24 protein-coding genes are annotated in these 22,598 nt (G+C 66.0%); 17 read left to right on the top strand and 7 right to left on the bottom strand.

The window, feature by feature from the left end:
• Positions 1 to 2: 2 nt before the first annotated feature.
• The 7 genes from QTI05_RS07445 to QTI05_RS07415 all read right to left on the bottom strand — a co-directional run bounded on the left by QTI05_RS07445 (position 3) and on the right by QTI05_RS07415 (position 6,447).
• Complete coding sequence (locus tag QTI05_RS07445; RefSeq protein WP_286541038.1) at positions 3 to 707, bottom strand: AraC family transcriptional regulator; 705 nt, start codon at positions 705 to 707, stop codon at positions 3 to 5.
• 37 nt (positions 708 to 744) lie between these two features.
• Positions 745 to 1,869: an SLC13 family permease gene (locus tag QTI05_RS07440; protein WP_286623691.1), complete on the bottom strand. Its 1,125-nt coding sequence runs from the start codon at positions 1,867 to 1,869 to the stop codon at positions 745 to 747.
• The gene (locus QTI05_RS07435; protein WP_286624634.1) at positions 1,856 to 3,382 is read right to left on the bottom strand and encodes a class I adenylate-forming enzyme family protein; all 1,527 of its coding nucleotides are present in this window, start codon (positions 3,380 to 3,382) and stop codon (positions 1,856 to 1,858) included. Before QTI05_RS07435 ends, QTI05_RS07440 begins: the two co-directional genes overlap by 14 nt.
• Positions 3,383 to 3,604: 222 nt before the next feature.
• A complete protein-coding gene (gene lipA / locus QTI05_RS07430) occupies positions 3,605 to 4,585 on the bottom strand; it encodes a lipoyl synthase (RefSeq protein ID WP_286623689.1) in 981 nt (326 codons plus the stop codon).
• A 7-nt stretch (positions 4,586 to 4,592) separates the two neighbouring features.
• The gene (gene lipB / locus QTI05_RS07425; protein ID WP_286541041.1) at positions 4,593 to 5,291 is read right to left on the bottom strand and encodes a lipoyl(octanoyl) transferase LipB; all 699 of its coding nucleotides are present in this window, start codon (positions 5,289 to 5,291) and stop codon (positions 4,593 to 4,595) included.
• The gene (locus tag QTI05_RS07420) at positions 5,279 to 5,569 is read right to left on the bottom strand and encodes a YbeD family protein (protein WP_286541042.1); all 291 of its coding nucleotides are present in this window, start codon (positions 5,567 to 5,569) and stop codon (positions 5,279 to 5,281) included. The genes lipB and QTI05_RS07420 overlap by 13 nt, the downstream gene beginning before the upstream one ends.
• Positions 5,566 to 6,447: a D-amino acid aminotransferase gene (locus QTI05_RS07415; RefSeq protein WP_286623687.1), complete on the bottom strand. Its 882-nt coding sequence runs from the start codon at positions 6,445 to 6,447 to the stop codon at positions 5,566 to 5,568. Before QTI05_RS07415 ends, QTI05_RS07420 begins: the two co-directional genes overlap by 4 nt.
• 137 nt (positions 6,448 to 6,584) lie before the next feature.
• Between QTI05_RS07415 and QTI05_RS07410 the strand changes: the two genes are divergently transcribed.
• The 17 genes from QTI05_RS07410 (at position 6,585) to QTI05_RS07330 (ending at position 22,517) form a co-directional block, all read left to right on the top strand.
• A complete protein-coding gene (locus tag QTI05_RS07410; protein WP_286623686.1) occupies positions 6,585 to 7,052 on the top strand; it encodes an ATP synthase subunit I in 468 nt (155 codons plus the stop codon).
• A gap of 18 nt (positions 7,053 to 7,070) precedes the next feature.
• Complete coding sequence (gene atpB / locus QTI05_RS07405; protein ID WP_286541045.1) at positions 7,071 to 7,940, top strand: F0F1 ATP synthase subunit A; 870 nt, start codon at positions 7,071 to 7,073, stop codon at positions 7,938 to 7,940.
• Between the two features lie 64 nt (positions 7,941 to 8,004).
• On the top strand, positions 8,005 to 8,268 hold the full coding sequence (atpE, locus tag QTI05_RS07400) for a F0F1 ATP synthase subunit C (protein ID WP_435482248.1): 264 nt from the start codon (positions 8,005 to 8,007) through the stop codon (positions 8,266 to 8,268).
• Between the two features lie 76 nt (positions 8,269 to 8,344).
• Complete coding sequence (locus tag QTI05_RS07395; protein WP_286541046.1) at positions 8,345 to 8,815, top strand: F0F1 ATP synthase subunit B; 471 nt, start codon at positions 8,345 to 8,347, stop codon at positions 8,813 to 8,815.
• 25 nt (positions 8,816 to 8,840) lie between these two features.
• Positions 8,841 to 9,371, top strand: a complete 531-nt coding sequence (locus tag QTI05_RS07390) for a F0F1 ATP synthase subunit delta (protein WP_286623684.1) — start codon at positions 8,841 to 8,843, stop codon at positions 9,369 to 9,371.
• A 42-nt stretch (positions 9,372 to 9,413) separates the two neighbouring features.
• On the top strand, positions 9,414 to 10,967 hold the full coding sequence (gene atpA, locus QTI05_RS07385; protein ID WP_286623682.1) for a F0F1 ATP synthase subunit alpha: 1,554 nt from the start codon (positions 9,414 to 9,416) through the stop codon (positions 10,965 to 10,967).
• A gap of 21 nt (positions 10,968 to 10,988) precedes the next feature.
• The gene (gene atpG / locus QTI05_RS07380) at positions 10,989 to 11,864 is read left to right on the top strand and encodes a F0F1 ATP synthase subunit gamma (RefSeq protein WP_286541050.1); all 876 of its coding nucleotides are present in this window, start codon (positions 10,989 to 10,991) and stop codon (positions 11,862 to 11,864) included.
• A 49-nt stretch (positions 11,865 to 11,913) separates the two neighbouring features.
• The gene (gene atpD / locus QTI05_RS07375) at positions 11,914 to 13,329 is read left to right on the top strand and encodes a F0F1 ATP synthase subunit beta (protein WP_286541051.1); all 1,416 of its coding nucleotides are present in this window, start codon (positions 11,914 to 11,916) and stop codon (positions 13,327 to 13,329) included.
• Between the two features lie 12 nt (positions 13,330 to 13,341).
• Positions 13,342 to 13,761 carry a F0F1 ATP synthase subunit epsilon gene (locus tag QTI05_RS07370; protein ID WP_286541052.1) on the top strand — a complete coding sequence of 140 codons (420 nt, stop codon included), beginning with the start codon at positions 13,342 to 13,344 and terminating at the stop codon, positions 13,759 to 13,761.
• Positions 13,762 to 14,058: 297 nt separating this feature from the next.
• On the top strand, positions 14,059 to 15,228 hold the full coding sequence (locus QTI05_RS07365; RefSeq protein ID WP_286624632.1) for an ROK family protein: 1,170 nt from the start codon (positions 14,059 to 14,061) through the stop codon (positions 15,226 to 15,228).
• Positions 15,225 to 16,739, top strand: coding sequence for a sugar ABC transporter ATP-binding protein (locus QTI05_RS07360; RefSeq protein ID WP_286623681.1), 1,515 nt, complete (start codon positions 15,225 to 15,227; stop codon positions 16,737 to 16,739). The genes QTI05_RS07365 and QTI05_RS07360 overlap by 4 nt, the downstream gene beginning before the upstream one ends.
• Complete coding sequence (locus tag QTI05_RS07355; RefSeq protein ID WP_286623679.1) at positions 16,702 to 17,733, top strand: ABC transporter permease; 1,032 nt, start codon at positions 16,702 to 16,704, stop codon at positions 17,731 to 17,733. Before QTI05_RS07360 ends, QTI05_RS07355 begins: the two co-directional genes overlap by 38 nt.
• A gap of 157 nt (positions 17,734 to 17,890) precedes the next feature.
• Positions 17,891 to 18,853 (top strand): substrate-binding domain-containing protein, encoded by a 963-nt coding sequence (locus tag QTI05_RS07350; RefSeq protein WP_286541056.1) that lies wholly within the window; start codon positions 17,891 to 17,893, stop codon positions 18,851 to 18,853.
• Between the two features lie 139 nt (positions 18,854 to 18,992).
• Positions 18,993 to 20,162, top strand: a complete 1,170-nt coding sequence (locus QTI05_RS07345) for a Gfo/Idh/MocA family protein (protein WP_286623677.1) — start codon at positions 18,993 to 18,995, stop codon at positions 20,160 to 20,162.
• Positions 20,163 to 20,178: 16 nt separating this feature from the next.
• The gene (locus QTI05_RS07340; protein WP_286541059.1) at positions 20,179 to 20,844 is read left to right on the top strand and encodes a phosphatase PAP2 family protein; all 666 of its coding nucleotides are present in this window, start codon (positions 20,179 to 20,181) and stop codon (positions 20,842 to 20,844) included.
• Between the two features lie 9 nt (positions 20,845 to 20,853).
• Positions 20,854 to 21,414 (top strand): DUF3617 domain-containing protein, encoded by a 561-nt coding sequence (locus tag QTI05_RS07335; RefSeq protein WP_286623676.1) that lies wholly within the window; start codon positions 20,854 to 20,856, stop codon positions 21,412 to 21,414.
• A gap of 71 nt (positions 21,415 to 21,485) precedes the next feature.
• Entirely contained in the window at positions 21,486 to 22,517 is a 1,032-nt protein-coding gene (locus tag QTI05_RS07330) for a LacI family DNA-binding transcriptional regulator (RefSeq protein WP_286623674.1), read from the top strand.
• Positions 22,518 to 22,598: the final 81 nt, after the last annotated feature.

The following is a 22,598-nucleotide window of genomic DNA, read 5'->3' as shown; positions in this document are numbered from 1 at the left end:
GCCTATCCGGCGCGCCGCATCGCTGCGGTGAGCGCCGATGGCGAGCGGTAGCCGGTGCGTCGCGCCACCTCGGCGACGCCGAGGCCATGGCCGCGCAACTGGCGCGCATGTGCCAGCCGCTGCTGACGCAGCCACTGCATCGCCGCGACGCCCAGTTCGTCGCGGCAGCGCTGGGCGAACTGGCTCGGGCTCAGGCAGACCACGGCGGCCAGGTCGGCCACGCTCAGCGGTCGCTGCCAGCGCGCCTGCGCCCAGAGGCTCAGTGCGGCCCAGTCGATCGGTCGGCGCCGGCTGGCGCTGGCGGGCAGCGGGCCCCAGGCTTCAAGCAGCAGGGCCGGCCCGTGCTGCAGCGCGAGCGCCGGGGCGTCGGGCTGGCTCAGGCACAGCGCGAGATAGCGTGCGAGCGACAGCGCCTGCGGCGCCAGCGGGGAGCGTCCTGCCGCGCGGGCCCACGGCATTTCGCGCGTGTCGAGCACGAGGCACCGGGCGCCGTCGCGCGCTTCGAAGTCGTGCCGGTCGCCAGGCTCGACCACCCAGCCGTCGCCGGCCGCGATGCGCCGGCCGCGGCCTTCCACTTCCAGATCGAGTTGTCCTTCGAGGCCGACGAGGATCTGGAAGTGATCGTGCGCATGGCTGCCGCGCGACGCGCCATAGCGGCGCAGCGAGAGGCCGTGCGGTGCGGGGGCGGGCGTGGCGGTCGACGACATGGTGCGACATCGATTGTCAGTGCGCCCGGCAGCGCTGTCACCCGATGCGCAGCAACAGGGCCGAGGCGGCGCAGACGATCAGAAACGGAATGCTGATGCGATGAAACTCGGCCAGGCCGTTCGGCAGCTTCGCGAGCCGCAGCGCGATCAGGTTGGCCAGCGAGCCCAGCACGCAGCCGAAGCCGCCGACGCTCACGCCGGCCGCCAGCGCGGGTAGGTCGTGCACGGTGCGGTCGAGCAGGATCGCGGCCGGCACGTTGCTGATGACCTGCGACGCCGCGATCGCGGCCAGATAGGCGCGCCAGCCTTCTGCGATCGGCCACCGTGCAAGCCGCTCTGCGATCACCGGCAGGTCGGCCAGCTGGCGCAGGTCGACGAACATCAGCGCGATGATGAGAAGCAGTGCCCAGTCGACGCCACGCAGCACGCGCGGGCGGAACAGCAGGAAAACACCGAACACCAGGCCCAGCCCGGCCAGCAGCCAGTGGCGGTCGAGCGCCACCACGAAGGCGACGAACAGCGCGCCGGCCAGCCACAGCAGCCGGGGCTGCACCGGCTGGGCGTCGACCGCGGGCTTGAGCGAAATAGGCGTGCGCGGCACCAGGAACCACACCGCGACGAACAGCCAGAACAGCATCACCGCCACGGTCGGCGCCATCATCCCGACGAAGCCGGCAAAGCTTTCGCCCGAGCGGTGCCAGAGATACAGGTTCTGCGGGTTGCCGATCGGCGTGAGGGCCGAGCCGGCATTGACGGCCAGCGCTTCCAGCACCACGAGCCTGGCCAGCGGCAGGTGCGCCTGGGTGGCGAGTACGCGCGTCAGCGGCACCAGCAGGAACAGGCTCACGTCATTGGTGACCAGCGCCGACAACAGCGCGGCACCGGCGGTCAGCAGCAGCGCAAGGCTGCGCAGCGTGGTCATGCGTGCCAGCAGGCGCTGCGCGGTGGCCTGCAGCATGCCGCTCTGCTCGACGCCCTGGGTGATGGCCAGCAGCCCGGCCAGGGCGCCGATGGTCTGCCAGTCGACCAGATGGAGGTAGTCGAGCGGCGCGCGCGGGTGAACCACGGCAAAGCCGATCGCAACGGCCAGCAGCACCCAGAGCAGGCCATTGCCGCCGCCCTCGTTCGGCGGGGCTGTCGCTACCGCCTCAGCCGCGGGCATGCAGATCGCGCAGTTCGCGCTTGAGCACCTTGCCGATCGCACTGCGCGGCAGATCGTCGATCAGCCGCAGCGCAGCGAGCCGCTGGGTCTTGCCGAGCTGGGCGTTGGCCCATTGCAGCAACGTGTCGGCGTCGGTGGTGTCGCCGGCCCGGCGCACCACGAAGGCGACCGGCGTCTCGCCCCATTGCTCGGACGGCACGCCGACCACGGCCACGTCGGCCACCGCCGCATGGGCGCGCAGCACGGCTTCGAGATCGCTCGGGTAGATGTTGAAGCCGCCGCTGATCACCATGTCCTTCTTGCGGTCGAACAGCGTCAGGAAGCCCTCGTCGTCGAAGCGGCCGATATCGCCGGTGCGGATGAAGCGCTTGCCTTCGGGCGAGAACCATTCGGCTTCGCGCGTCTTTTCAGGCTGGCGGTGGTAGCCGACCATCATGCCGGCCGAACTGCCGACCACTTCGCCGTCTTCGCCGGCCGCCACTTCCTGGCCGGCCTCGTCGATCAGGCGGATGTCGCTGCCTTCGGCCGGCCGGCCCACGGTATGCAGCTTGGTCGGGTGCAGGTGGGCTTCGAGGATGCAGGTGCCGCCGCCTTCGGTCATGCCGTAGAACTCGATCAGTCCGCCGGGCCAGCGCGCCAGCACGTCGGCCTTGAGCGCGGCGTTGAACGGTGCGCTGGTGCTGAACTTGAAGCGGAAGGACGACAGGTCGTGCGCTTCGAACGCCGCGTGCGCCATCAGGCGCTGGTACTGCACGGGCACCAGCATGGTGTGCGTGACGCGATGCCGTTGCGCCAGTGCCAGGTAGCCGGCCGCATCGAACTTCGGCATCAGGATCACGCAACCGCCGAACGCGATGGTCGGGAAGAACACCACCAGCGTGGTGTTGGAGTAGAGCGGCGTCGACAGCAGCGTGACCGTGTCGGGCCCGTAGCCATAGCCGGCACCGCGCTTCACATGCGACCAGCGCATGCCGTGGCCCTGCACGATGCCCTTGGGCTCGCCCGTGGTGCCGGAGGAATAGATGATGTTGAAGGGCGAGGCCGGCTGCAATTCGACCGGATCGGGGCGCGATCCCGCCGGCGCGAGCCAGTCGTCGAGGGCACGCCCGGCCTGGGAGCCGTCGAGCGCGATGCGCGGAATGCCACCGGGGCGGGCGGATCCGACCACCTCGGCGGCCGAGGCATCGGTGAAGAGCCATCGGGCGTCGGCATCTTCCATCATGCGAACCAGACTGGCCGGCGTCGACCCGGGCGCCAGCGGCGCAACCGCGACACCGGCGCGCAGAGCGCCCAGGAATACGGCGGCGTAGGGCACCGACGGCGTTGCGCAAATGGCAACTGCGTCGCCAGCACGGAGACCATCGCGCTGGAGTGCCACCGCGACGCGATCCATCAGCGCATCGAGTTCGGAATAAGTGAGCGCGGACTTCCCATCTTGCAATGCAGGGCTGTGGGGGCGCTGCTGTGCATGGATCCGGATCAAGTCGGCGATCAAGCCGAAATCCCGGGCCATCGCATCCTGGAAAGTGTCCGAGTCGGTCATGGGCGAATGAAAAAGAGTGTCAACGCAATGTCTGGCGGCCGCGTTGGAAGGTGCCGCAAGCCTTCGGGCTGGCGTCAAGTACGAGGAGCCATGATGACCCAATCCAACAAACCCGCTGTTCGCGCAGACGACAAGCGTTCCGGCCCGCCGACCCGCCGCCGTCCGGCCCGCCAGTCGCCCTCCGCCTGAGCCTCACACGCCGGCGGCGTGTGCCTGCTCGTCGGCGTGGTAGCTCGAACGCACCATCGCGCCCACCGCGGCGTGGCTGAAACCCATCTTGTAGGCCTCTTCCTCGAACATCTTGAAGGTGTCGGGGTGCACATAGCGGCGCACCGGCAGGTGGCTGTTGCTCGGTGACAGGTACTGGCCGATGGTCAGCATGTCGATGTCGTGCGCACGCATGTCGCGCATGACCTGCAGAATTTCTTCGTCCGTCTCGCCCAGCCCGACCATGATGCCGCTCTTGGTGGGCACGCCGGGGTGCAGCGCCTTGAACTTCTTCAGCAGGTTCAGGCTGAACTGGTAGTCGCTGCCGGGGCGCGCTTCCTTGTAGAGGCGCGGTGCGGTTTCCAGGTTGTGGTTCATCACGTCCGGCGGCGCGGCCTTCAGGATTTCGAGCGCGCGGTCGTCCCGGCCGCGGAAGTCGGGCACAAGGATCTCGATCTGCGTTTGAGGCGAGAGCGCCCGGATGTTCTGGATGCAGTCGACGAAATGCTGGCTGCCGCCATCGCGCAGGTCGTCGCGATCCACGCTGGTGATCACCACGTACTTGAGCTTGAGCTTGGCGATCGTCTTCGCGAGATTGAGTGGCTCGTCGACATCGAGCGGGTCGGGCCGGCCATGGCCCACGTCGCAGAACGGGCAGCGGCGCGTGCACTTGTCGCCCATGATCATGAAGGTGGCCGTGCCCTTGCCGAAGCACTCGCCGATGTTCGGGCACGAAGCTTCCTCGCACACCGTGTGCAGGTTGCTCTCGCGCAGGATCTGCTTGATCTCGTAGAAGCGGGTGGTCGGCGAGCCGGCCTTGACGCGAATCCATTCCGGCTTTTTCAGCGCCTCGCCCTGGATCACCTTGACCGGGATGCGCGACAGCTTGGCCGCGGCCTTCTGCTTGGCGAGCGGGTTGTAGGTGTCTTGGCTTTGGGCGTCGCGGACGACTTCGGATGTGCTCATGGCGTGATCAGGGTGCCAGGTACGTGACCAGCTTCTGGCCCAGTACCCGGGCAGCTTCGTCCCAGGTGGTTTGGACCCCGATTGTAGAAAGGTCGACCGTTTTCAGTCCCGCATAGCCGCAAGGGTTGATGCGCGAGAAGGGCTCAAGATCCATCGCCACGTTGAGCGAGACGCCGTGGTAGGTGCAATGGCGGCTGACCTTGATGCCGAGCGCAGCGATCTTGCCGAGGCCGCGAAACGGGTCGGCGGGATGCATCGGGCCGGTCAGCGCCGCATGTGAAAACGGGTCGTCGAGCCGCACATAGATGCCCGGCGCGCCGCCTACGCGATGGCCGGTCACGCCGAAATATGCGAGCGTGCGGATCACCGATTCCTCGAGGCGGTAGACGTATTCCTTGACGTAATAGCCGGCCCGCTTGAGGTCGATCAGCGGATAGGCCACCACTTGGCCGGGCCCGTGGTAGGTGACCTGGCCGCCGCGGTCGGTCTGAATCACGGGGATGTCGCCCGGGTTCAGCAGATGGTCGGCCTTGCCTGCAAGGCCCTGGGTGTAGACCGGCGGATGCTCGCAGATCCATAGCATGTCGCGCCCTTCCGGCGGGCGCTCCAGCGTGATCCGGCGCATCGCGGCCCAGGTCGGCTCGTAGTCGACGCGGCCGAGAAGCTCGATCGGCAGGGGTGCGACGACCGTCGTCAGATCACCCATTTGGTCATCGGGTGGCTGGTCAGCGCGCGATAGATATCGTCCAGCTGCTCGCGGCTGGTGGCGGTCACTGTCAGGGTCACGCTGAGGTAGTTGCCCGCCTTGCTGTTGCGCAGTTGAACCGTGCTCGCATCGAAGGCCGGATCGAACCGTTCGGCAATCTCGGTCATGGCGTGCACGAAGCCGTCGACGTTGGCGCCCGCCACCTTGATCGGGAACAGCGAGGGGTATTCGATCAGCGACTCCTGGCGCGTCGCGATGTGGTCGTTGTTGTCGCTCATGAAGAAACTCCGTTCTGTCGCTTGGCCTGCTGGTAGGCGGCGTACAAGGCGTCATAGATAGGGCCGGGCCGCCCGGTTCCAATGGGCAGGCCGTCCAGCGTCGTTACCGGCAGCACTTCCTTGCTGGCAGACGACAGCATGAGCTCGTCGGCACCGAACACTTCCTCGCGGGTGACGCGGCGCAGCTCGTACGGAATGCCCGCTTCGCGGCACAGCCGCTGGAGCAGGTCATAGCGGATGCCCTTGAGCACGAGCTGGTCGGGCACCGGGCCTGCGAGGCGGCCGCCCTTGACGATCCACACATTGCTCGAGGAGGCTTCGCTCAGCGCGTCGTCGCGGAACATGATGGTTTCCGTCGCGCCGGCTTCCACGCTGATCTGCCGCGCCAGCACGGCGCCGAGCAAGCTGGTGCTCTTGATGTGGGCCTTCTGCCAGCGGAAGTCTTCGGCAGTGACACAGGCCACGCCCTTGGCGCGAACCGCATCGGGCACGGGCTTCAGCGGATTGACCATCGCGAACACCGTGGGCGTGATGCCTTGCGTCATCGCGTGGTCGCGCGGCGCAACGCCGCGCGTCACCTGGAAATACACGGCCACCGATGGCGCCGCCGCCTGATCCACCAGCTGTTGGGCGATCGCGCGCCATTGCGCGGCCGTGTGCGGGTTCGTGATCTGCAACTCGGCCAGCGAGCGGCCGAGCCGTGCGATGTGCTCGTCGAAACAGAAGAGATGGCCGTCGTACGCAGGCACCACTTCGTAGATGCCGTCACCGAAGATGAAACCGCGGTCCAGTACACTGACCTTGGCCTGACCGAGAGGCGTGAATGCACCGTCGAGGTAGCAGAGCGATTCGGGAAGGGCGGTGGCGAGAGGATGCATGCGGGGAATTATGGGCGGCTGCCGTCAAGCGCACTCATTCCACCCCATGCGCCGCGAAACGGCGGGAGGCCATGGGTTTTTACTTATAATCAATGGCTTTGTAGAAATTCTGCTTCGTCACTCGGGCGCCATTCCAAATGAGAAAAATAGCCCGGGACGCGGAGCGTGAAGAAGACTCCGACGCAGATTTCAAGCCGCTGACCGCCGATGAGGCGCGCCAGTTGCGCGAAAGAAGTCCTTCGATCTCCCCTTGGCGGGTGATCTCGGGTCAGGCCCTTGCGGGCCTGCTGGTGGCTTTGGCCGCCTGGGGTCTGACGGGGAGGCAAAATCTGGGTTGGTCGGCCGGTTATGGCGCGTTGTCGGTGGTGGTTCCCGCTGCTGTCTTCGCACGCGGCCTGACGGGTCGTTTGTCTTCCCTGAATCCGGCCACCGCGATGGTCGGGTTCTTTGTGTGGGAAATGGTCAAGATGGCTTTGACGCTGGCAATGTTGCTGGCGGCGCCAAAGCTGATAACGGCGCTGAGCTGGCCGGCGATGCTGGTGGGTTTGGCGGTGGCAATGCAGGCGTATTGGGTGGCGTTGATGTTCGCCCCCAAGCGCAAGTAACTGAGAGACGAGTAACAGATGGCTGCTGAAAACGCTGCGGAACATGGTCAGACCGCTGGTGAATACATCATTCACCATCTGACGCACCTGCAAAACGCCAAGCCCAAGGCGGTTGTCGACTTTTCTGTTTTCAGCTTCGATTCCATGTTCTTCTCGATCGCGCTCGGCGTGATCGGTTGCTGGGTCCTGTGGTTGGCTGCACGCAAGGCCACGTCCGGCGTGCCGGGCCGCTTCCAGGCCTTTGTCGAGTTGCTTGTTGAAATGGTCGACCAGCAGGCCAAGGGCATCGTCCACAACAAGGAAAGCCGCAAGTTCGTGGCGCCGCTTGCGCTGACGATCTTCGTCTGGATCTTCCTGCTCAATGCAATGGACTTGTTTCCGGTCGATCTGTTCCCGTACCTGTGGGGAAAAGTTTTCTCGGCGGCCGGCGGCGATCCGCATCACGCCTATCTGCGCGTCGTGCCCACGGCCGACCTGTCGGTGACGATGGGCCTGTCGGTCGCGGTGCTGCTGATCTGCCTGTACTACAACATCAAGATCAAGGGCTTGGGCGGCTGGGTTCATGAGTTGTTCACCGCACCGTTCGGCAACCACTGGGCGCTGTACCCCTTCAATTTCGCGATGCAGATGATCGAGTTCGTTGCCAAGACGGTCTCGCACGGCATGCGGTTGTTCGGCAACATGTACGCTGGCGAGCTGATCTTCCTGCTGATCGCACTGATGGGCGGCGCGTTCACGCTGTCGGCCACCGGCATCGGCCTGGCGATCGGTCACATCATCGCGGGCACCGTCTGGTCGATCTTCCACATCCTGATCATCACGTTGCAAGCCTTCGTGTTCATGATGCTGGCGCTGGTGTACATCGGCCAGGCCCACGATCACCACTGATCAAGTTTTCGTTTTCGTTTCCGTTTTCTTTTTTCTCGTCAACCAAAGTCCCTTAGGAGTCATCATGGAAGTTATCAGCTTTGTTGCACTGGCCGCCGGCCTGATCATCGGTCTCGGCGCGTTCGGCGCTTGCGTCGGCATTGGCATCATGGGCAGCAAGTACCTCGAATCGGCTGCACGCCAACCCGAGCTGATGGGTGAACTGCAAACCAAGATGTTCCTGCTGGTCGGTCTGATCGACGCATCGTTCATCATCGGTACCGGTGTGGCCCTGTGGTTCGCCACTGCCAACCCGTTCCTGGCGCAAATCGCCAACCTGCCGAAGTAATCAGGCTTCTCGTCGGACCCAAGTTGTCGTTCCCATCGGAATGGCTGCGGAATCCATCCCAAAGAGAGGGTGAAAAGTGAGCATTACCGGTACCTTAATCGTCCAGATGATCGTGTTCCTGATCCTGGTCGGGTTCACGATGAAGTTCGTGTGGCCGCCGATCGCGAAGGCGCTGGACGAGCGCGCCGTCAAGATCGCCGACGGCCTGGCTGCGGCTGACAAGGCCAAAACCGAACTGGCTGCGGCCGACAAGAAAGTCGAATCCGCGCTGAGCCAGGCCCGCAACGAGTCGGCCCAGCGGCTGGCCGATGCGGAGCGTCGTGCCCAGGCGATCGTGGAAGAGGCCAAGGGCCGCGCCACCGAAGAAGGCAACAAGATCGTCGCCGCCGCGCGCGTCGAAGCCGAGCAACAGTCCGCCAAGGCCCGCGAGGCCCTGCGCGAGCAGGTCGCCGCGCTCGCCGTCAAGGGCGCCGAGCAGATCCTGCGCAAGGAAGTGAACCCCGCGGTTCACGCCGATTTGCTGGCCCGCCTGCAGACCGAACTCTGAAGCACGAGGCGCAACGAGGATCACCATGGCAGAAATCGCCACCATTGCACGCCCCTACGCCGAGGCCTTGTTCAAGGCTTCCGCGGCCGACCTTCAGGGCGCTGGCGCCTGGCTGGAGCAGGTTGCAGCGATCGCGGGCCAGCCGCAGCTGCAGCAGTTCGCCGACAACCCGAAGGCCACGCCCGAGCAGGTGCTCGGCGTGATCGCCGGTGTCGCGGGTGGCACGCTGCCCGCGCAGGCCAATAACTTCCTGTCGGCCCTGCTCGAAAACGGTCGCTTTGCGGCCCTGCCCGAGATTGCCCGGCAGTTCCGCCTGCTGGCCAATGCCCAGCGTGGCTCGTCCGATGCGGTGGTGTACAGCGCCTTCCCGATCGACGACGCGTCGCTCGCGTCGCTCGCGGCCGTGCTCGAAAAGCGCTTCGGTCGCAAGTTGCAGGTGTCGGTTCAGCTCGATCCCTCGTTGATCGGTGGCGTTCGCGTGGCGGTGGGTGACGAGGTGCTCGACACCTCCGTCAAGGCCCGCCTCGAACAAATGAAAGTTGCGCTGGCGGCGTAAGCCCTCGGCCCCTTACCCTTACCAAGAAAGAAGGAAAGAGTCATGCAACTCAATCCCGCAGAAATTTCCGAACTCATCAAGAGCCGTATCGAAGGTCTTGGCGTCAGCGCCAATATCCGCAACGAAGGCACCGTGGTGTCGGTGACCGACGGCATCGTGCGCGTGCACGGCCTGTCGGACGCGATGCAGGGCGAAATGCTCGAGTTCCCGCCGAGCGCCGACGGCACGCCGTCGTTCGGCCTGGCGCTGAACCTCGAGCGCGACTCGGTCGGCGCTGTGATTCTGGGCGAATACGAGCACATCTCCGAAGGCGACACGGTCAAGTGCACCGGCCGCATCCTGGAAGTGCCGGTCGGCCCCGAACTCATCGGCCGCGTGGTGAACGCGCTGGGCCAGCCGATCGACGGCAAGGGCCCGATCAACGCCAAGATGACCGACGTGATCGAAAAGGTCGCACCGGGCGTGATCGCCCGTAAATCGGTGGACCAGCCGCTGCAAACCGGCCTCAAGTCGATCGACTCGATGGTGCCGATCGGCCGCGGTCAGCGCGAGCTGATCATCGGCGACCGTCAGACCGGCAAGACGGCAGTGGCTATCGACGCGATCATCAACCAGAAGGGCCAGGGCGTGACGTGTATCTACGTCGCCATCGGCCAGAAGGCTTCGTCGATCAAGAACGTGGTGCGCGCGCTGGAGCAAGCCGGTGCCATGGACTACACGATCGTGGTCGCTGCTTCCGCTTCGGAATCGGCCGCCATGCAGTACGTGTCGGCCTACTCGGGCTGCACGATGGGCGAGTACTTCCGCGACCGCGGCGAAGACGCGCTGATCGTCTATGACGACCTCTCCAAGCAAGCCGTCGCATACCGCCAGGTGTCGCTGCTGCTGCGCCGTCCGCCAGGCCGCGAAGCCTACCCCGGCGACGTGTTCTATCTCCACAGCCGCCTGCTCGAGCGCGCAGCCCGCGTGAACGCCGACTACGTCGAAGCCTTCACCAAGGGTGAAGTCAAGGGCAAGACCGGCTCGCTGACGGCCCTCCCGATCATCGAAACGCAAGCTGGCGACGTGTCCGCTTTCGTGCCGACCAACGTGATCTCGATCACCGACGGCCAAATCTTCCTGGAAACCAACCTGTTCAACGCCGGTATCCGCCCCGCCATCAACGCCGGTATCTCGGTGTCGCGCGTGGGTTCGTCGGCCCAGACCAAGATCATCAAGGGCCTGTCCGGCGGTATCCGTACCGACCTGGCGCAGTACCGTGAACTGGCTGCGTTCGCGCAGTTCGCTTCCGACCTCGACGAAGCCACCCGCAAGCAGCTCGACCGCGGTGCCCGCGTGACCGAACTGCTCAAGCAAGCCCAGTACAGCCCGCTGCCGATCTCGCTGATGGGCGCCACGCTGTTCGCGGTGAACAAGGGCTTCATGGACGACCTCGACATCAAGAAGGTGTTGAGCTTCGAGCACGGCCTGCACCAGTTCCTGAAGTCCAGCCACGCTGCGCTGCTCGACAAGATCGAGAAGGCCAAGGCGCTCGACAAGGAAGCGGAAGCCGAGTTGACGGCCGCCATCACGTCGTTCAAGAAGTCGTTCGCCTGATCGGCCGACCAAGGAGCTCTTATGGCAGCTGGTAAGGAAATCCGCGGCAAGATCAAATCGGTGGAGAACACCAAGAAGATCACCAAGGCCATGGAAATGGTCTCGGTTTCCAAGATGCGCAAGGCGCAGGAACGCATGCGCGCGGCCCGCCCCTACAGCGAGAAGATTCGCAACATTGCGGCCAACCTCGGCAAGGCGAACCCGGAGTACACGCACGCGTTCATGAAGACGAACGAGGCGAAGGGCGTCGGGTTCATCATCGTGACCAGCGACAAAGGCTTGTGCGGTGGCTTGAACACCAACCTGCTGCGCGCCGTCACGATCAAATTGCGCGAGGCACAGAGTGCCGGCATGGCGATCGAATCGGTTGCCATCGGCAGCAAGGGCCTCGGCTTCCTGAACCGCATCGGCGCCCGCGTGGTCGCGCATGTCACCCATCTGGGCGACACGCCGCACCTCGACAAGCTCATCGGCCCGGTGAAGACGCTGCTCGACGCCTATGCCGAGGGCAAGCTGTCTGCCGTGTACCTGTGCTACACCAAGTTCATCAACACGATCAAGCAGGAGCCGATGGTCGAGCAGCTGCTGCCGCTGGCCGCCGAATCGCTGCAGACCGAGCCGGGCGCGCACTCGTGGGACTACATCTACGAGCCCGATGCGCAAAGCGTGATCGACGAGCTGCTGGTGCGCTATGTCGAATCGCTGGTGTACCAGGCGGTGGCCGAGAACATGGCGTCCGAGCATTCCGCGCGCATGGTCGCGATGAAGGCCGCCACCGACAACGCCGGCAACGTGATCGACGAACTCAAGCTGGTCTACAACAAGACCCGTCAGGCCGGCATCACCAAGGAACTCTCCGAGATCGTCTCGGGCGCGGCAGCAGCCGCGGGCGTGTAAGCCAGTTTCACGGTCGTCCCCCTACAAACAACCTTTTATCGGAGCACACATGGCTCAAGCAAACGCAGTGCAAGGCAAGATCGTTCAATGTATCGGCGCCGTGGTCGACGTGGAATTTCCGCGCGACCAGATGCCGAAGATCTACGACGCGCTCAAGTTCGAAGGCAGCGCGCTGACGCTCGAGGTGCAGCAGCAGCTCGGTGACGGCGTCGTGCGTACCATTGCGCTCGGCTCGTCGGACGGCCTGCGCCGCGGCCTGATCGTGACCAACACGCAAGCGCCGATCACGGTGCCCGTCGGCAAGGCCACCCTCGGCCGCATCATGGACGTGCTGGGTGCGCCGATCGACGAACGCGGTCCGGTCGACCAGACCTTGACCGCCTCGATCCACCGCAAGGCCCCGGCCTACGACGAGCTGTCGCCTTCGCAAGACCTGCTGGAAACCGGTATCAAGGTGATCGACCTGGTGTGCCCGTTCGCCAAGGGCGGCAAGGTGGGCCTGTTCGGCGGCGCCGGCGTGGGCAAGACCGTGAACATGATGGAACTCATCAACAACATCGCCAAGGCCCACTCGGGGCTGTCGGTGTTCGCCGGTGTGGGTGAACGTACCCGCGAAGGCAACGACTTCTATCACGAGATGGCCGACTCCGGCGTCGTGAACCTCGAGAAGCTCGAGGACTCGAAGGTGGCCATGGTCTACGGCCAGATGAACGAACCCCCGGGCAACCGCCTGCGCGTGGCGCTGACCGGCCTGACCATCGCCGAGTCGTTCCGCGACGAAGGCCGTGACGTGCTGTTCTTCGTGGACAACATCTACCGCTACACGCTGGCCGGTACCGAAGTGTCGGCGCTGCTGGGCCGCATGCCTTCCGCCGTGGGCTACCAGCCGACGCTGGCCGAAGAAATGGGCCGCCTGCAAGAGCGGATCACGTCGACCAAGGTCGGCTCGATCACCTCGATCCAGGCCGTTTACGTGCCGGCCGATGACTTGACCGACCCGTCGCCCGCCACCACCTTCGCCCACTTGGACTCGACCGTGGTGCTGTCGCGTGACATCGCTTCGCTCGGCATCTACCCCGCCGTGGATCCGCTCGATTCGACCTCGCGTCAGCTCGACCCGAACGTGGTCGGCGAAGAGCACTACAACGTGGCCCGCGCCGTGCAAGGCACGCTGCAGCGCTACAAGGAACTGCGCGACATCATCGCGATTCTGGGCATGGACGAACTGGCTCCCGACGACAAGCTCGCCGTGGCCCGCGCCCGCAAGATCCAGCGTTTCCTGTCGCAGCCGTTCCACGTGGCCGAAGTGTTCACCGGCTCGCCCGGCAAGTACGTGCCGCTGGCCGAAACCATCCGTGGTTTCAAGATGATCGTGAACGGCGAAGCCGACCACCTGCCGGAACAAGCGTTCTACATGGTGGGCGGCATCGACGAGGCGTTCGAGAAGGCCAAGAAGGTCTCTTAAAAAGGAATCACCATGGCAGGCACCATTCATGTGGACGTGGTCAGCGCGGAAGAGTCGATCTTCTCGGGCGAAGCCAGGTTCGTCGCGCTGCCCGGTGAAGCCGGCGAGCTCGGCATCTATCCGCGCCACACGCCGCTGATCACGCGCATTCGCCCCGGCGCCGTGCGCATCGAAACGGCCGACGGCGGCGAAGAGTTCGTGTTCGTGGCGGGCGGCATTCTCGAAGTGCAGCCCAACACCGTCACCGTGCTGTCCGACACCGCCATCCGCGGCAAGGATCTCGACGACGAAAAGGCGAACCAGGCCAAGGCTGCAGCGGAAGAAGCGCTCAAGAACGCCAAGACCGACATCGACATCGCGATGGCGCAGTCGGAACTGGCCGTCATGGCCGCCCAACTGGCTGCTTTGCGCAAGTACCGGCAAAAAAAGTAGCTCGCCCCCAGGCTGCGCGGCACTTCGTGTCCGCTACGCCAACCCCCTGCCGGGGGCAACACCAGCGGCCCGGCGGAGCCGGTTCCGCGGTGTTCCACGAATCAAAGCCGCCTTCGGGCGGCTTTTCTTTGGGCGCATCGATTGTGTTGGGAGGTGGCTTCGGTCTGAATTTGGTCGAAGTTGAGCCTTGTCCGGCTGAAGCAGCGCACCTAGTATTCGCCTTCGTGCGGCACAGAGAGGCCGTGCACAAGACGGAGACAACATTTGACGCGCTGGAGCGGCCTCACTGCCGATGAGATGCAGTTGCTGGAAGCGACCTTCTGGTCGGCCGGCGGCTCGCGCCACGGCATGGCCGAACGGCTCGGCTTTTCCAAGAGCAAGGCCAACGGCCTGATTGCCGGCCTGGTGGAACAGGGCCTGCTGGCCGAATCCGGTTTGCAGCCTTCTTCGGGCGGACGCCGCGCCGAGAATCTCCAGCTCCATGGTGCGCTCGGCGTCCTGATCGGCATCGACATCGGTGCGACGAGCCTCGACGTGGCCGTGCTGCGCCCAGATCTCACAAGCCTCGCGCAGCATGCGGAACCGGCCGATGTGCGCCAGGGTCCAGGTGTGGTGCTGGCCCGCGTGGGCGCGCTGATGCGCGAACTGCTGGCCCGGTGCGGCTTTGCCGCCCGGGATGTGATCGGTATCGGCATCGGCGTGCCGGGCCCGGTCGACTTTGCCGGCGGGCAGCTCGTCAATCCGCCGCTGATGCCGGCCTGGGACAGCTTCTCGATCCGCGACTACCTGCGCGAGGACTATGCAGCGCCGGTGTTCGTCGACAACGACGTGAACCTCATGGCGCTTGGCGAGCTCTGGCGCCTGCGGCGCTCGCTCAGCAACTTTCTCGTGATCAAGGTCGGCACCGGCATCGGATGCGGCATCGTCTGCCACGGCGAGGTCTACCGCGGCGCGGCCGGCTCGGCCGGCGACGTGGGCCACATCTGCGTCGACCAGGAGGGCCCGCGCTGCCGCTGCGGCAACCTCGGCTGTGTCGAGGCGATGGCGGCCGGGCCTGCGATCACGCGCATGGCCACCGAGGCGGCCGAAGCGGGCCAGAGCGCCGCGCTGGCAGAGTACCTGCGCACGCGCGGCCGCATCGACGCGATCGATGTCGGCGAAGCCAGCCGCGCCGGCGACGCCGCGGCCAACGGCATCATCCAGCACGCCGGCAACCTGATCGGCCAGATGCTGGCGTCGGTGGTCAACTTCTTCAACCCGTCGCACGTGTTCATCGGCGGCGGCATCACGCGCATCGGGCCGCTGTTCCTGGCGGCGGTGCGGCAAAGCGTCTACCAGCGCTCGCTGGCGCTGTCGACGCGGCATCTGGAGATCCAGTACGCGCCGCTCGGCGCGCAGGGCGGGCTGGTCGGTGCGGGCGTGCTCGCCATGCACGAAACACTCAAGGTGAGAGGCATCGCGCCATGAGCACCAAGCCCAGCGTGTCGGTCGAGTTCGTCGACATCGTCAAGGCCTTCGGGCCGGTGCAGGTGCTGCACGGCGTGAGCTTCGCGCTCGAGCCCGGCCGCGTCTACGGTCTGCTCGGCGAGAACGGCGCCGGCAAGTCCACGATGATGAAGATTCTCGCGGGCTACGAGCAGCCGACAGCGGGCAACGTGCGCATCAACGGCAGTGTGCAGCACTTTGCGAGCTCGCGCGATGCCGAGGCGCTCGGCATCGTGCTGATCCACCAGGAGTTCAACCTGGCGGAAGACCTCAGCGTCGCGCAGAACATCTTCCTCGGCCATGAAAAGAAGAAGGGCTTCTGGCTCGACGACAAGGCGATGGAGCGCGAGGCCGCAGCGGCGCTCGCCCAGGTCGGCCTGCAGATCGACCCGACCACCAAGGTGCGCCGCCTGATCGTCGCGGAGAAGCAGCTCGTGGAGATCGCGAAAGCCATTGCCCGCCATGCGCGGCTGCTCATCATGGACGAGCCGACTGCGACGCTCACGCCGGGCGAGACCGAGCGGCTTTTCCGGCTCATTGCGCAGCTGCGCGCCGACGGCGTGACCATCGTCTACATCTCGCACAAGCTCGACGAAGTGGAGCAGGTGACCGACGACGTGCTCGTCATGCGCGACGGCCGCTTCGTCACGCGCGCACCCACGGCCGAACTCACGCGCCAGCAGATGGCCAATCTGATGGTGGGTCGCGAACTGGCCGACCTCTACCCGCCGCGCGACCTGGTCGTCGTCGGCAGCGCGCCGGCCCTGCAGGTGCGCCACTTCAGCGTGCCGGGCTGGGCGCAGGACGCGAGCTTCGAAGTGCATGCGGGCGAAATCCTCGGCTTCGCGGGGCTGGTCGGCGCCGGCCGCACCGAGCTGTTCGAAGGCCTGATGGGCCTGCGCCCCGCGAGCGGCGAGGTGCAGATGCTGGGCCAGGCGGCGCATCTGCGCAACCCGCGCGACGCTGCCAAGCACGGCTTCACCTACCTGAGCGAAGACCGCAAGGGCAAAGGTCTGCACGTCAACTTCGGGCTGCGCCAGAACCTCACCCTGATGGCCCTCGAGCGCTATGCACAGCCGTGGCTCAAGCCCGAAGCCGAACGCGCCGCGCTGGCCGAAGCGGTGAAGGACTACGGCATCCGCACCGGCTCGCTCGACGTGAAAGCCTCGTCGCTCTCCGGCGGCAACCAGCAGAAGCTCGCGCTCGCCAAGGTGCTGCAGCCGCAACCGAAGATCGTGGTGCTCGACGAGCCCACGCGCGGCGTCGACGTCGGCGCCAAGCGCGATATCTATTTCCTGATCCAGCGACTGGCCCGCGAAGGGCTCGCCGTGATCGTCGTCTCGTCCGAGCTGATGGAACTGATCGGCCTGTGCCACCGCGTCGCGGTGATGCGCGCAGGCCGGCTCGTCACCACGCTGGATGCAGACCATTTGACCGAAGAGGAGCTCATCGCTCATGCCACCGGAACAGCCAGCATCCCCGCAGTCGCCTGAGGCCGCACAGCAGCAGCACCGCAGCGAAAGCAAGCCGCGCTGGACCGAGCGCCTGCATGGCCTCGGCCCGGTCATCGGCCTGGTGTTGCTCTGCATTGCCGGCACCTTGCTCAACGGCGATTTCGCCACCGTCGACAACGCGATGAACGTGCTCACGCGCACCGCCTTCATCGGCATCATCGCGGTCGGCATGTGCTTCGTGATCATCTCCGGTGGCATCGACCTGTCGGTGGGCTCGATGGCGGCGCTGATCGCCGGCAGCGTGATCATGTTCATCAACTGGGCCGGCCCCGCCACGGGCTCGCCGCTGCTGGCCGTGCTGCTCGGTGCCGGCATGGCGGTGCTGCTCGGGGCGATGTTCGGGCTGGCGCACGGCCTCCTGATCACCAAGGGGCGCATCGAGCCCTTCATCGTCACGCTCGGCACGCTCGGAATCTTTCGCGCCTACCTCACGTACTTTGCCGACGGCGGCGCGCTCACGCTCGACAACGAGCTTTCGGATCTCTATGCGCCGGTGTACTACGCGAGCCTTGCCGGCATTCCGGTGCCGGTGTGGGTGTTCGTGATCGTCGCGATCATCGGCGGCGTGATCCTGAACCGCACGGCCTACGGGCGCTACGTGCAGGCGATCGGCTCCAACGAGCAGGTGGCGCGCTATGCGGCGGTCGACGTCGACCGCGTGAAGATCCTCACTTACGTGCTGCTCGGCGTGTGCGTCGGCATCGCCACGTTGCTGTACGTGCCGCGCCTCGGTTCGGCTTCACCGACCACCGGCCTGCTGTGGGAGCTCGAAGCCATTGCTGCGGTGATCGTCGGCGGCACCGCGTTGAAGGGCGGCGCCGGCAGCATCACCGGCACCGTGATCGGCGCGATCCTGCTCTCGGTCATCAGCAACATCCTGAACCTCACCAGCATCATCAGCGTGTACCTCAACGCGGCGGTGCAGGGCTTCGTGATCATCATCGTCGCGTTCCTTCAACGCGGAAAAAGATGAGCTCGCCCCCAGGCTTCGCGCACTTCGTGTCGCTTCGCCAACCCCCTCGCGGGGGCAACACCAGCGGCCCGGCGGAGCCGGTTCCGCGGTGTTCCACGAACCAGCCGTCCACTCAGCTTTCCGTTCCAGTTCCATCAACCAAGAGGAGACATCCAGCATGACAACTTTCACACGTCGCATCGCACTCACGGCCGTTGCGGCCGCTGCATTCGCCAGCCTGCCGGCGCTCGCTGCCGAGAAGGTCAACCTCGGGGTTTCGATCCCGGCTGCCACGCACAGCTTCATGGGCGGCATCAACTACTGGGCCAACCAGGCGAAGAAGGATCTGGAGAAGCAACACAAGGACTTGAAGATCACGATCAAGACCGCCAGCGGCGCGCCCGAGCAGGCCAACCAGCTGCAGGACTTCACCACCGTGACCAAGATCAACGCGCTCGTGATCTTCCCGTTCGAGTCGGCCGCGCTGACCAAGCCGGTTGCACAGGTCAAGGCCAAGGGCGCCTATGTCACCGTGGTCGACCGCGGCCTCACCGACACCAGCGCACAGGACGCGTATGTGGCCGGCGACAACACCGCCTTCGGCAAGATCCCGGCCGAATACATCGTCAAGCAACTCGGTGGCAAGGGCAACGTGGTGGCGCTGCGCGGCATTGCGACCACGCTCGACAACGAGCGCATGGACGCCTTCAATGCGGTGCTCAAGGGCAGCCCCGACGTGAAGCTGCTGGACGCCAAGTACGCCAACTGGAACCGCGACGATGCGTTCAAGGTCACGCAGGACTACCTCACGCGCTTCAAGAACATCGACGCCATCTGGGCAGCCGACGACGACATGGCCGTGGGTGTGCTGAAGGCGATCGAGCAGGCCAAGCGCGACGACATCAAGATCATCTTCGGCGGCGCGGGCGCCAAGGGCATGGTCAAGACCATCATGGACGGCAAGGACAAGCGCATCGGCGCCGACGTGAGCTATTCGCCCAAGTTCATCTACGACGCGATCAAGCTCACCGCCGAGGCGCGGCTGAAGGGCGAGAAGCTGCCTGCGACGACGATCATTCCTTCGGTGCTGATCACCAAGGAAAACGCCAAGGACTTCTACTTTCCCAATTCGCCGTTCTGACTTGTTGCTCGCCCCCAGGCTGCGCGCACTTCGTGTCGCGCGCGCCTTCCCCCTGCCGGGGGCAACACCTGCGGCCCGGCGGAGCCGGTTCCGCGGTGTTCCGCGAAGAGCCCGGAGAACTGAAAGCAGAGCGGTATCAATGAGCATCCCTATTTCTTCCCGCAAGCTGCGCTACGCCATGGTGGGCGGCGGGCGCGACGCCTTCATCGGGGCCGTGCACCGCAAGGCGATTGCGCTCGACGGCCAGGCCGAGCTGGTGGCTGGCGCGCTCTCGTCGAGTCCCGACAAGGCGCGCGCGTCGGGCCGCGACCTGTATCTCGCCGATGACCGCAACCACGGCGACTGGCCGGGCCTTTTGGCCGACGAGCTGAAGCGGCCGGTGCACGAGCGCATCGACTTCGTCTCGATCGTGACGCCCAACCACGTGCACTTTCCGGTGGCGCAGGCTTTCGTCGAGGCCGGCTTCCACGTGGTCTGCGACAAGCCGCTGGTTCATACATGCGAGCAAGCCGATGCGCTGGTCGCCGCGGTGAAGCAGCGCGGCACGGTGTTTGGCGTGACCTACAACTACACCGGCTATCCGATGGTGCGGCAGGCCCGCGCCATGGTGCAGGCCGGCGAACTCGGCGAGCTTCGCAAGGTCGTCGTCGAATACAACCAGGGCTGGCTCGCGAGCCAGCTCGAAGGCGGCGGCAACAAGCAGGCCGACTGGCGCACCGACCCGGCCCGCAGCGGGGCGGCCGGCGCCATCGGCGACATCGGCTCGCATGCCGAGAACCTGGTCGCGACCGTGACCGGCCTGGCGATCGAAAGCATTTGCGCCGATCTCAGCAGCCTGGTGCCCGGGCGCGCGCTCGACGACGATGGCAGCCTGCTGCTGCGCTTCGCTGGCGGCGCACGCGGCGTGCTCGTTGCATCGCAGATCAACACCGGCGTCGAGAACGACCTGCGCCTGCGCGTGTCGGGCACCCTCGGCACGCTTGAATGGCGGCAGGAGCAGCCGAGCCAGCTCGCGCATCTGCCGCACGACGGGCCCAAGCGCATCCTCACGCGCGGCTCGCCCTGGCTGCACCCATCGGCCCAGCGCGCCAGCCGCATTCCGGCCGGCCATCCCGAGGGTTTCATTGAAGCCTTCGCCAACGTGTATGGTGGCGTCATGGCAGACATCCGGGCCCACCTCGACGGCACCCCAAGCACCGACCCGTTCACGGCCGATTACCCGCGCGTGGAAGACGGCGCGCGCGGTGTGCGCTTCATCGAACGTACTGTCGCATCCGCGGCAAGCGACCGGAAATGGACGCCCTGGTGAATCCCGGACGCCGGTGATGCAGTCGTCCTGGCAAGGCGCGCTCGGCCGGCGCTGCGCGACCTTGTGGGCCCTCAAGCTGGTCGGCAACAGCGTTGCGACGGCCGGCTTCTTCGTGCTGTATTTCGGGGTCATGTCGCGCGCGCTGCCCCACGCCTGGGTGCTGCCGCTCACGCCGCTCGACCGGTGGCTCGAACTGCGCGTGGCGGCGCTGCCGCTCTACGCCTCGCTCTGGCTCTACCTGGCGTTGCCACCGGCGTTTGCCAAGGACCTGCGGGAACTCACGGCCTTCGCGCTCCATGCCGCGCTGATGAGTGCCGTCGCGCTGGCTGTGTTCTGGTTTATGCCGACCGCGGTGCCGATCTTCCCGGTCGATGGCGAGCTGCATCCGGCGCTCCACTTTCTCAAGACCACCGACGCGGCCGGCAACGCCTTCCCGTCGCTGCACGTTTCCTTCGCGGTGTTCGCCTGCGCCGTGCTGATGCGGCAGTTGCGCGAGGTTGGCGCGCCGGCCTGGGTGCGGGCGCTCAACGTCTTGTGGGCCGTGGGCATCGTCTACTCGACCATGGCGGTTCGCCAGCATGTGGCCATCGACGTGGCGGGCGGACTGCTGCTCGGCCTGCTGTTCTGCTGGGGCTCGGCGTATGCCGATCGCGCTATTCCGCGCGCGCAGCGCAGCAAGTAGAAAGGTGGCATGTCCGCCATGAAACGCCTCGCGAGCCTGCGCCTTCGGCGCACCCTGTTCTGCAGCCTCTGCCTGGGTAGCGTCGCCGGTGCCGGCCAGGCCGCGGACTACCCTCCGCGCAAGCCCGGCCTGTGGGAAACCTCGGTGCAAACCGATGCCAAGGGCAGCGAGAAGATGGGGCCGCTCGTCAGCCAGCAATGCATCGACGCGGCGAGCGACAAGGCACTGCGCGAGATGGGCATGGGCATGAGCCAGGGCATGTGCAGCAGGCAGGACATGCGCTCCGAAGGCGGCAAGCTGGTGGTCGACTCGGTCTGCAAGATCGGCAACACCACTGCCACCACGCACGGCGTCATCAGCGGCGACTTCAGCTCGTCCTACCGCATGGAAATGACCTCGACCTACAACCCGCCGATGATGGGCCGCAGTGGCGGCGCTTCGGTGATCGCGGCCCGATGGCTGGGCCCGTGCAAGCCCGATCAGAAACCCGGCGACATGATCATGTCGAACGGCACGAAGATGAACATGCTCGACATGATGAAGAACGCGCCGAAAGGGCCGGCGAAGTAGGCGCGATGCGGCCGGCGGACTGCGGTGCGCCGTGCACCCGGTAGCGCTACCGGGTCGCTAGAATCTTCGGCATGACCGCTCCCGCCACTCCGGCACGGCGCGCCCGCCGCGGCAGCGGCGCCGTCACGCTGCACGACGTTGCCCGGCTCGCCGGGGTGGCGCCGATCACCGCATCACGCGCCCTGAACACGCCGTCGCAGGTATCGCCCGACGTGCTGAAAAAGGTGACCGACGCGGTCGGCCGCACCGGCTACGTGCGCAACCGGCTGGCCGGCGGGCTGGCTTCGGCACGCAGCCGGCTGGTGGCCGCCGTGGTGCCCACCATTGCGGGCCCGGTGTTCCTGCAAACCGTCCAGGCACTCACCGAAGCGCTGGCCGAACACGGCTACCAGCTCATGCTGGGGCAGAGCGGCTACGTCGATTCGCGCGAGGACGCGCTGCTCGAAACCATCATCGGCCGTCGGCCCGACGGCATCGTGCTCACCGGCATCATGCATTCGGCACAGGGGCGCAAGCGGCTGCTGGCGGCCGGCATCCCGGTGGTCGAAACCTGGGATCTCACGCCGACGCCGATCGACATGCTGGTCGGCTTCTCGCATCCGGAGGTGGGGCGCGCCGTGGCCGAATTCCTGCTGGCCCGGGGCCGCCACCGGCTCGCCGTGGTGGCGGGCGACGACGAGCGCTCGACCCGCCGCCTGCAGGCCTTCTCCCAGGCGGCTGCGGCGGCGGGCCTGCGCGAGGTTGCCGTGGTCACGGTGCCGGCGCCGACCACGCTGAAGAGCGGCCGCGCCGGGCTCGGCGAACTGCTGCAGCGCCTGCCGGACACCGATGCCGTGTTCTGCAGTTCGGATCTGCTGGCGCTCGGCGTCATGACCGAGGCGCAGGCGCGCGGCATCGCGGTGCCCGCGCAACTCGCGGTGGTCGGTTTCGGCGACCTGGCGTTCTCTGCCGACCTGTACCCGGCACTCACCACGGTGCGCATCGACGGCATGGCCATCGGGCGCCAGGCGGCGCAGTTCATCGTCGACCGTGCCGAAGGGCGCGAGGTGGCGCCGCGCGTGGTGGATATCGGCTTTTCGATCGTGGCGCGCGAAAGCGCCTGATCCGTATAAACCCCTAGATTGGGTGCTTGACGTGGCATTTGGTAGCGCTATCATTGCGCCCAGATCATTCTGGTAGCGCTA

This window comes from Variovorax fucosicus (assembly GCF_030316825.1).
Taxonomy (GTDB): Bacteria; Pseudomonadota; Gammaproteobacteria; order Burkholderiales; family Burkholderiaceae_C; genus Variovorax; species Variovorax fucosicus.
This window is presented reverse-complemented; position numbering and strand designations above follow the sequence as displayed.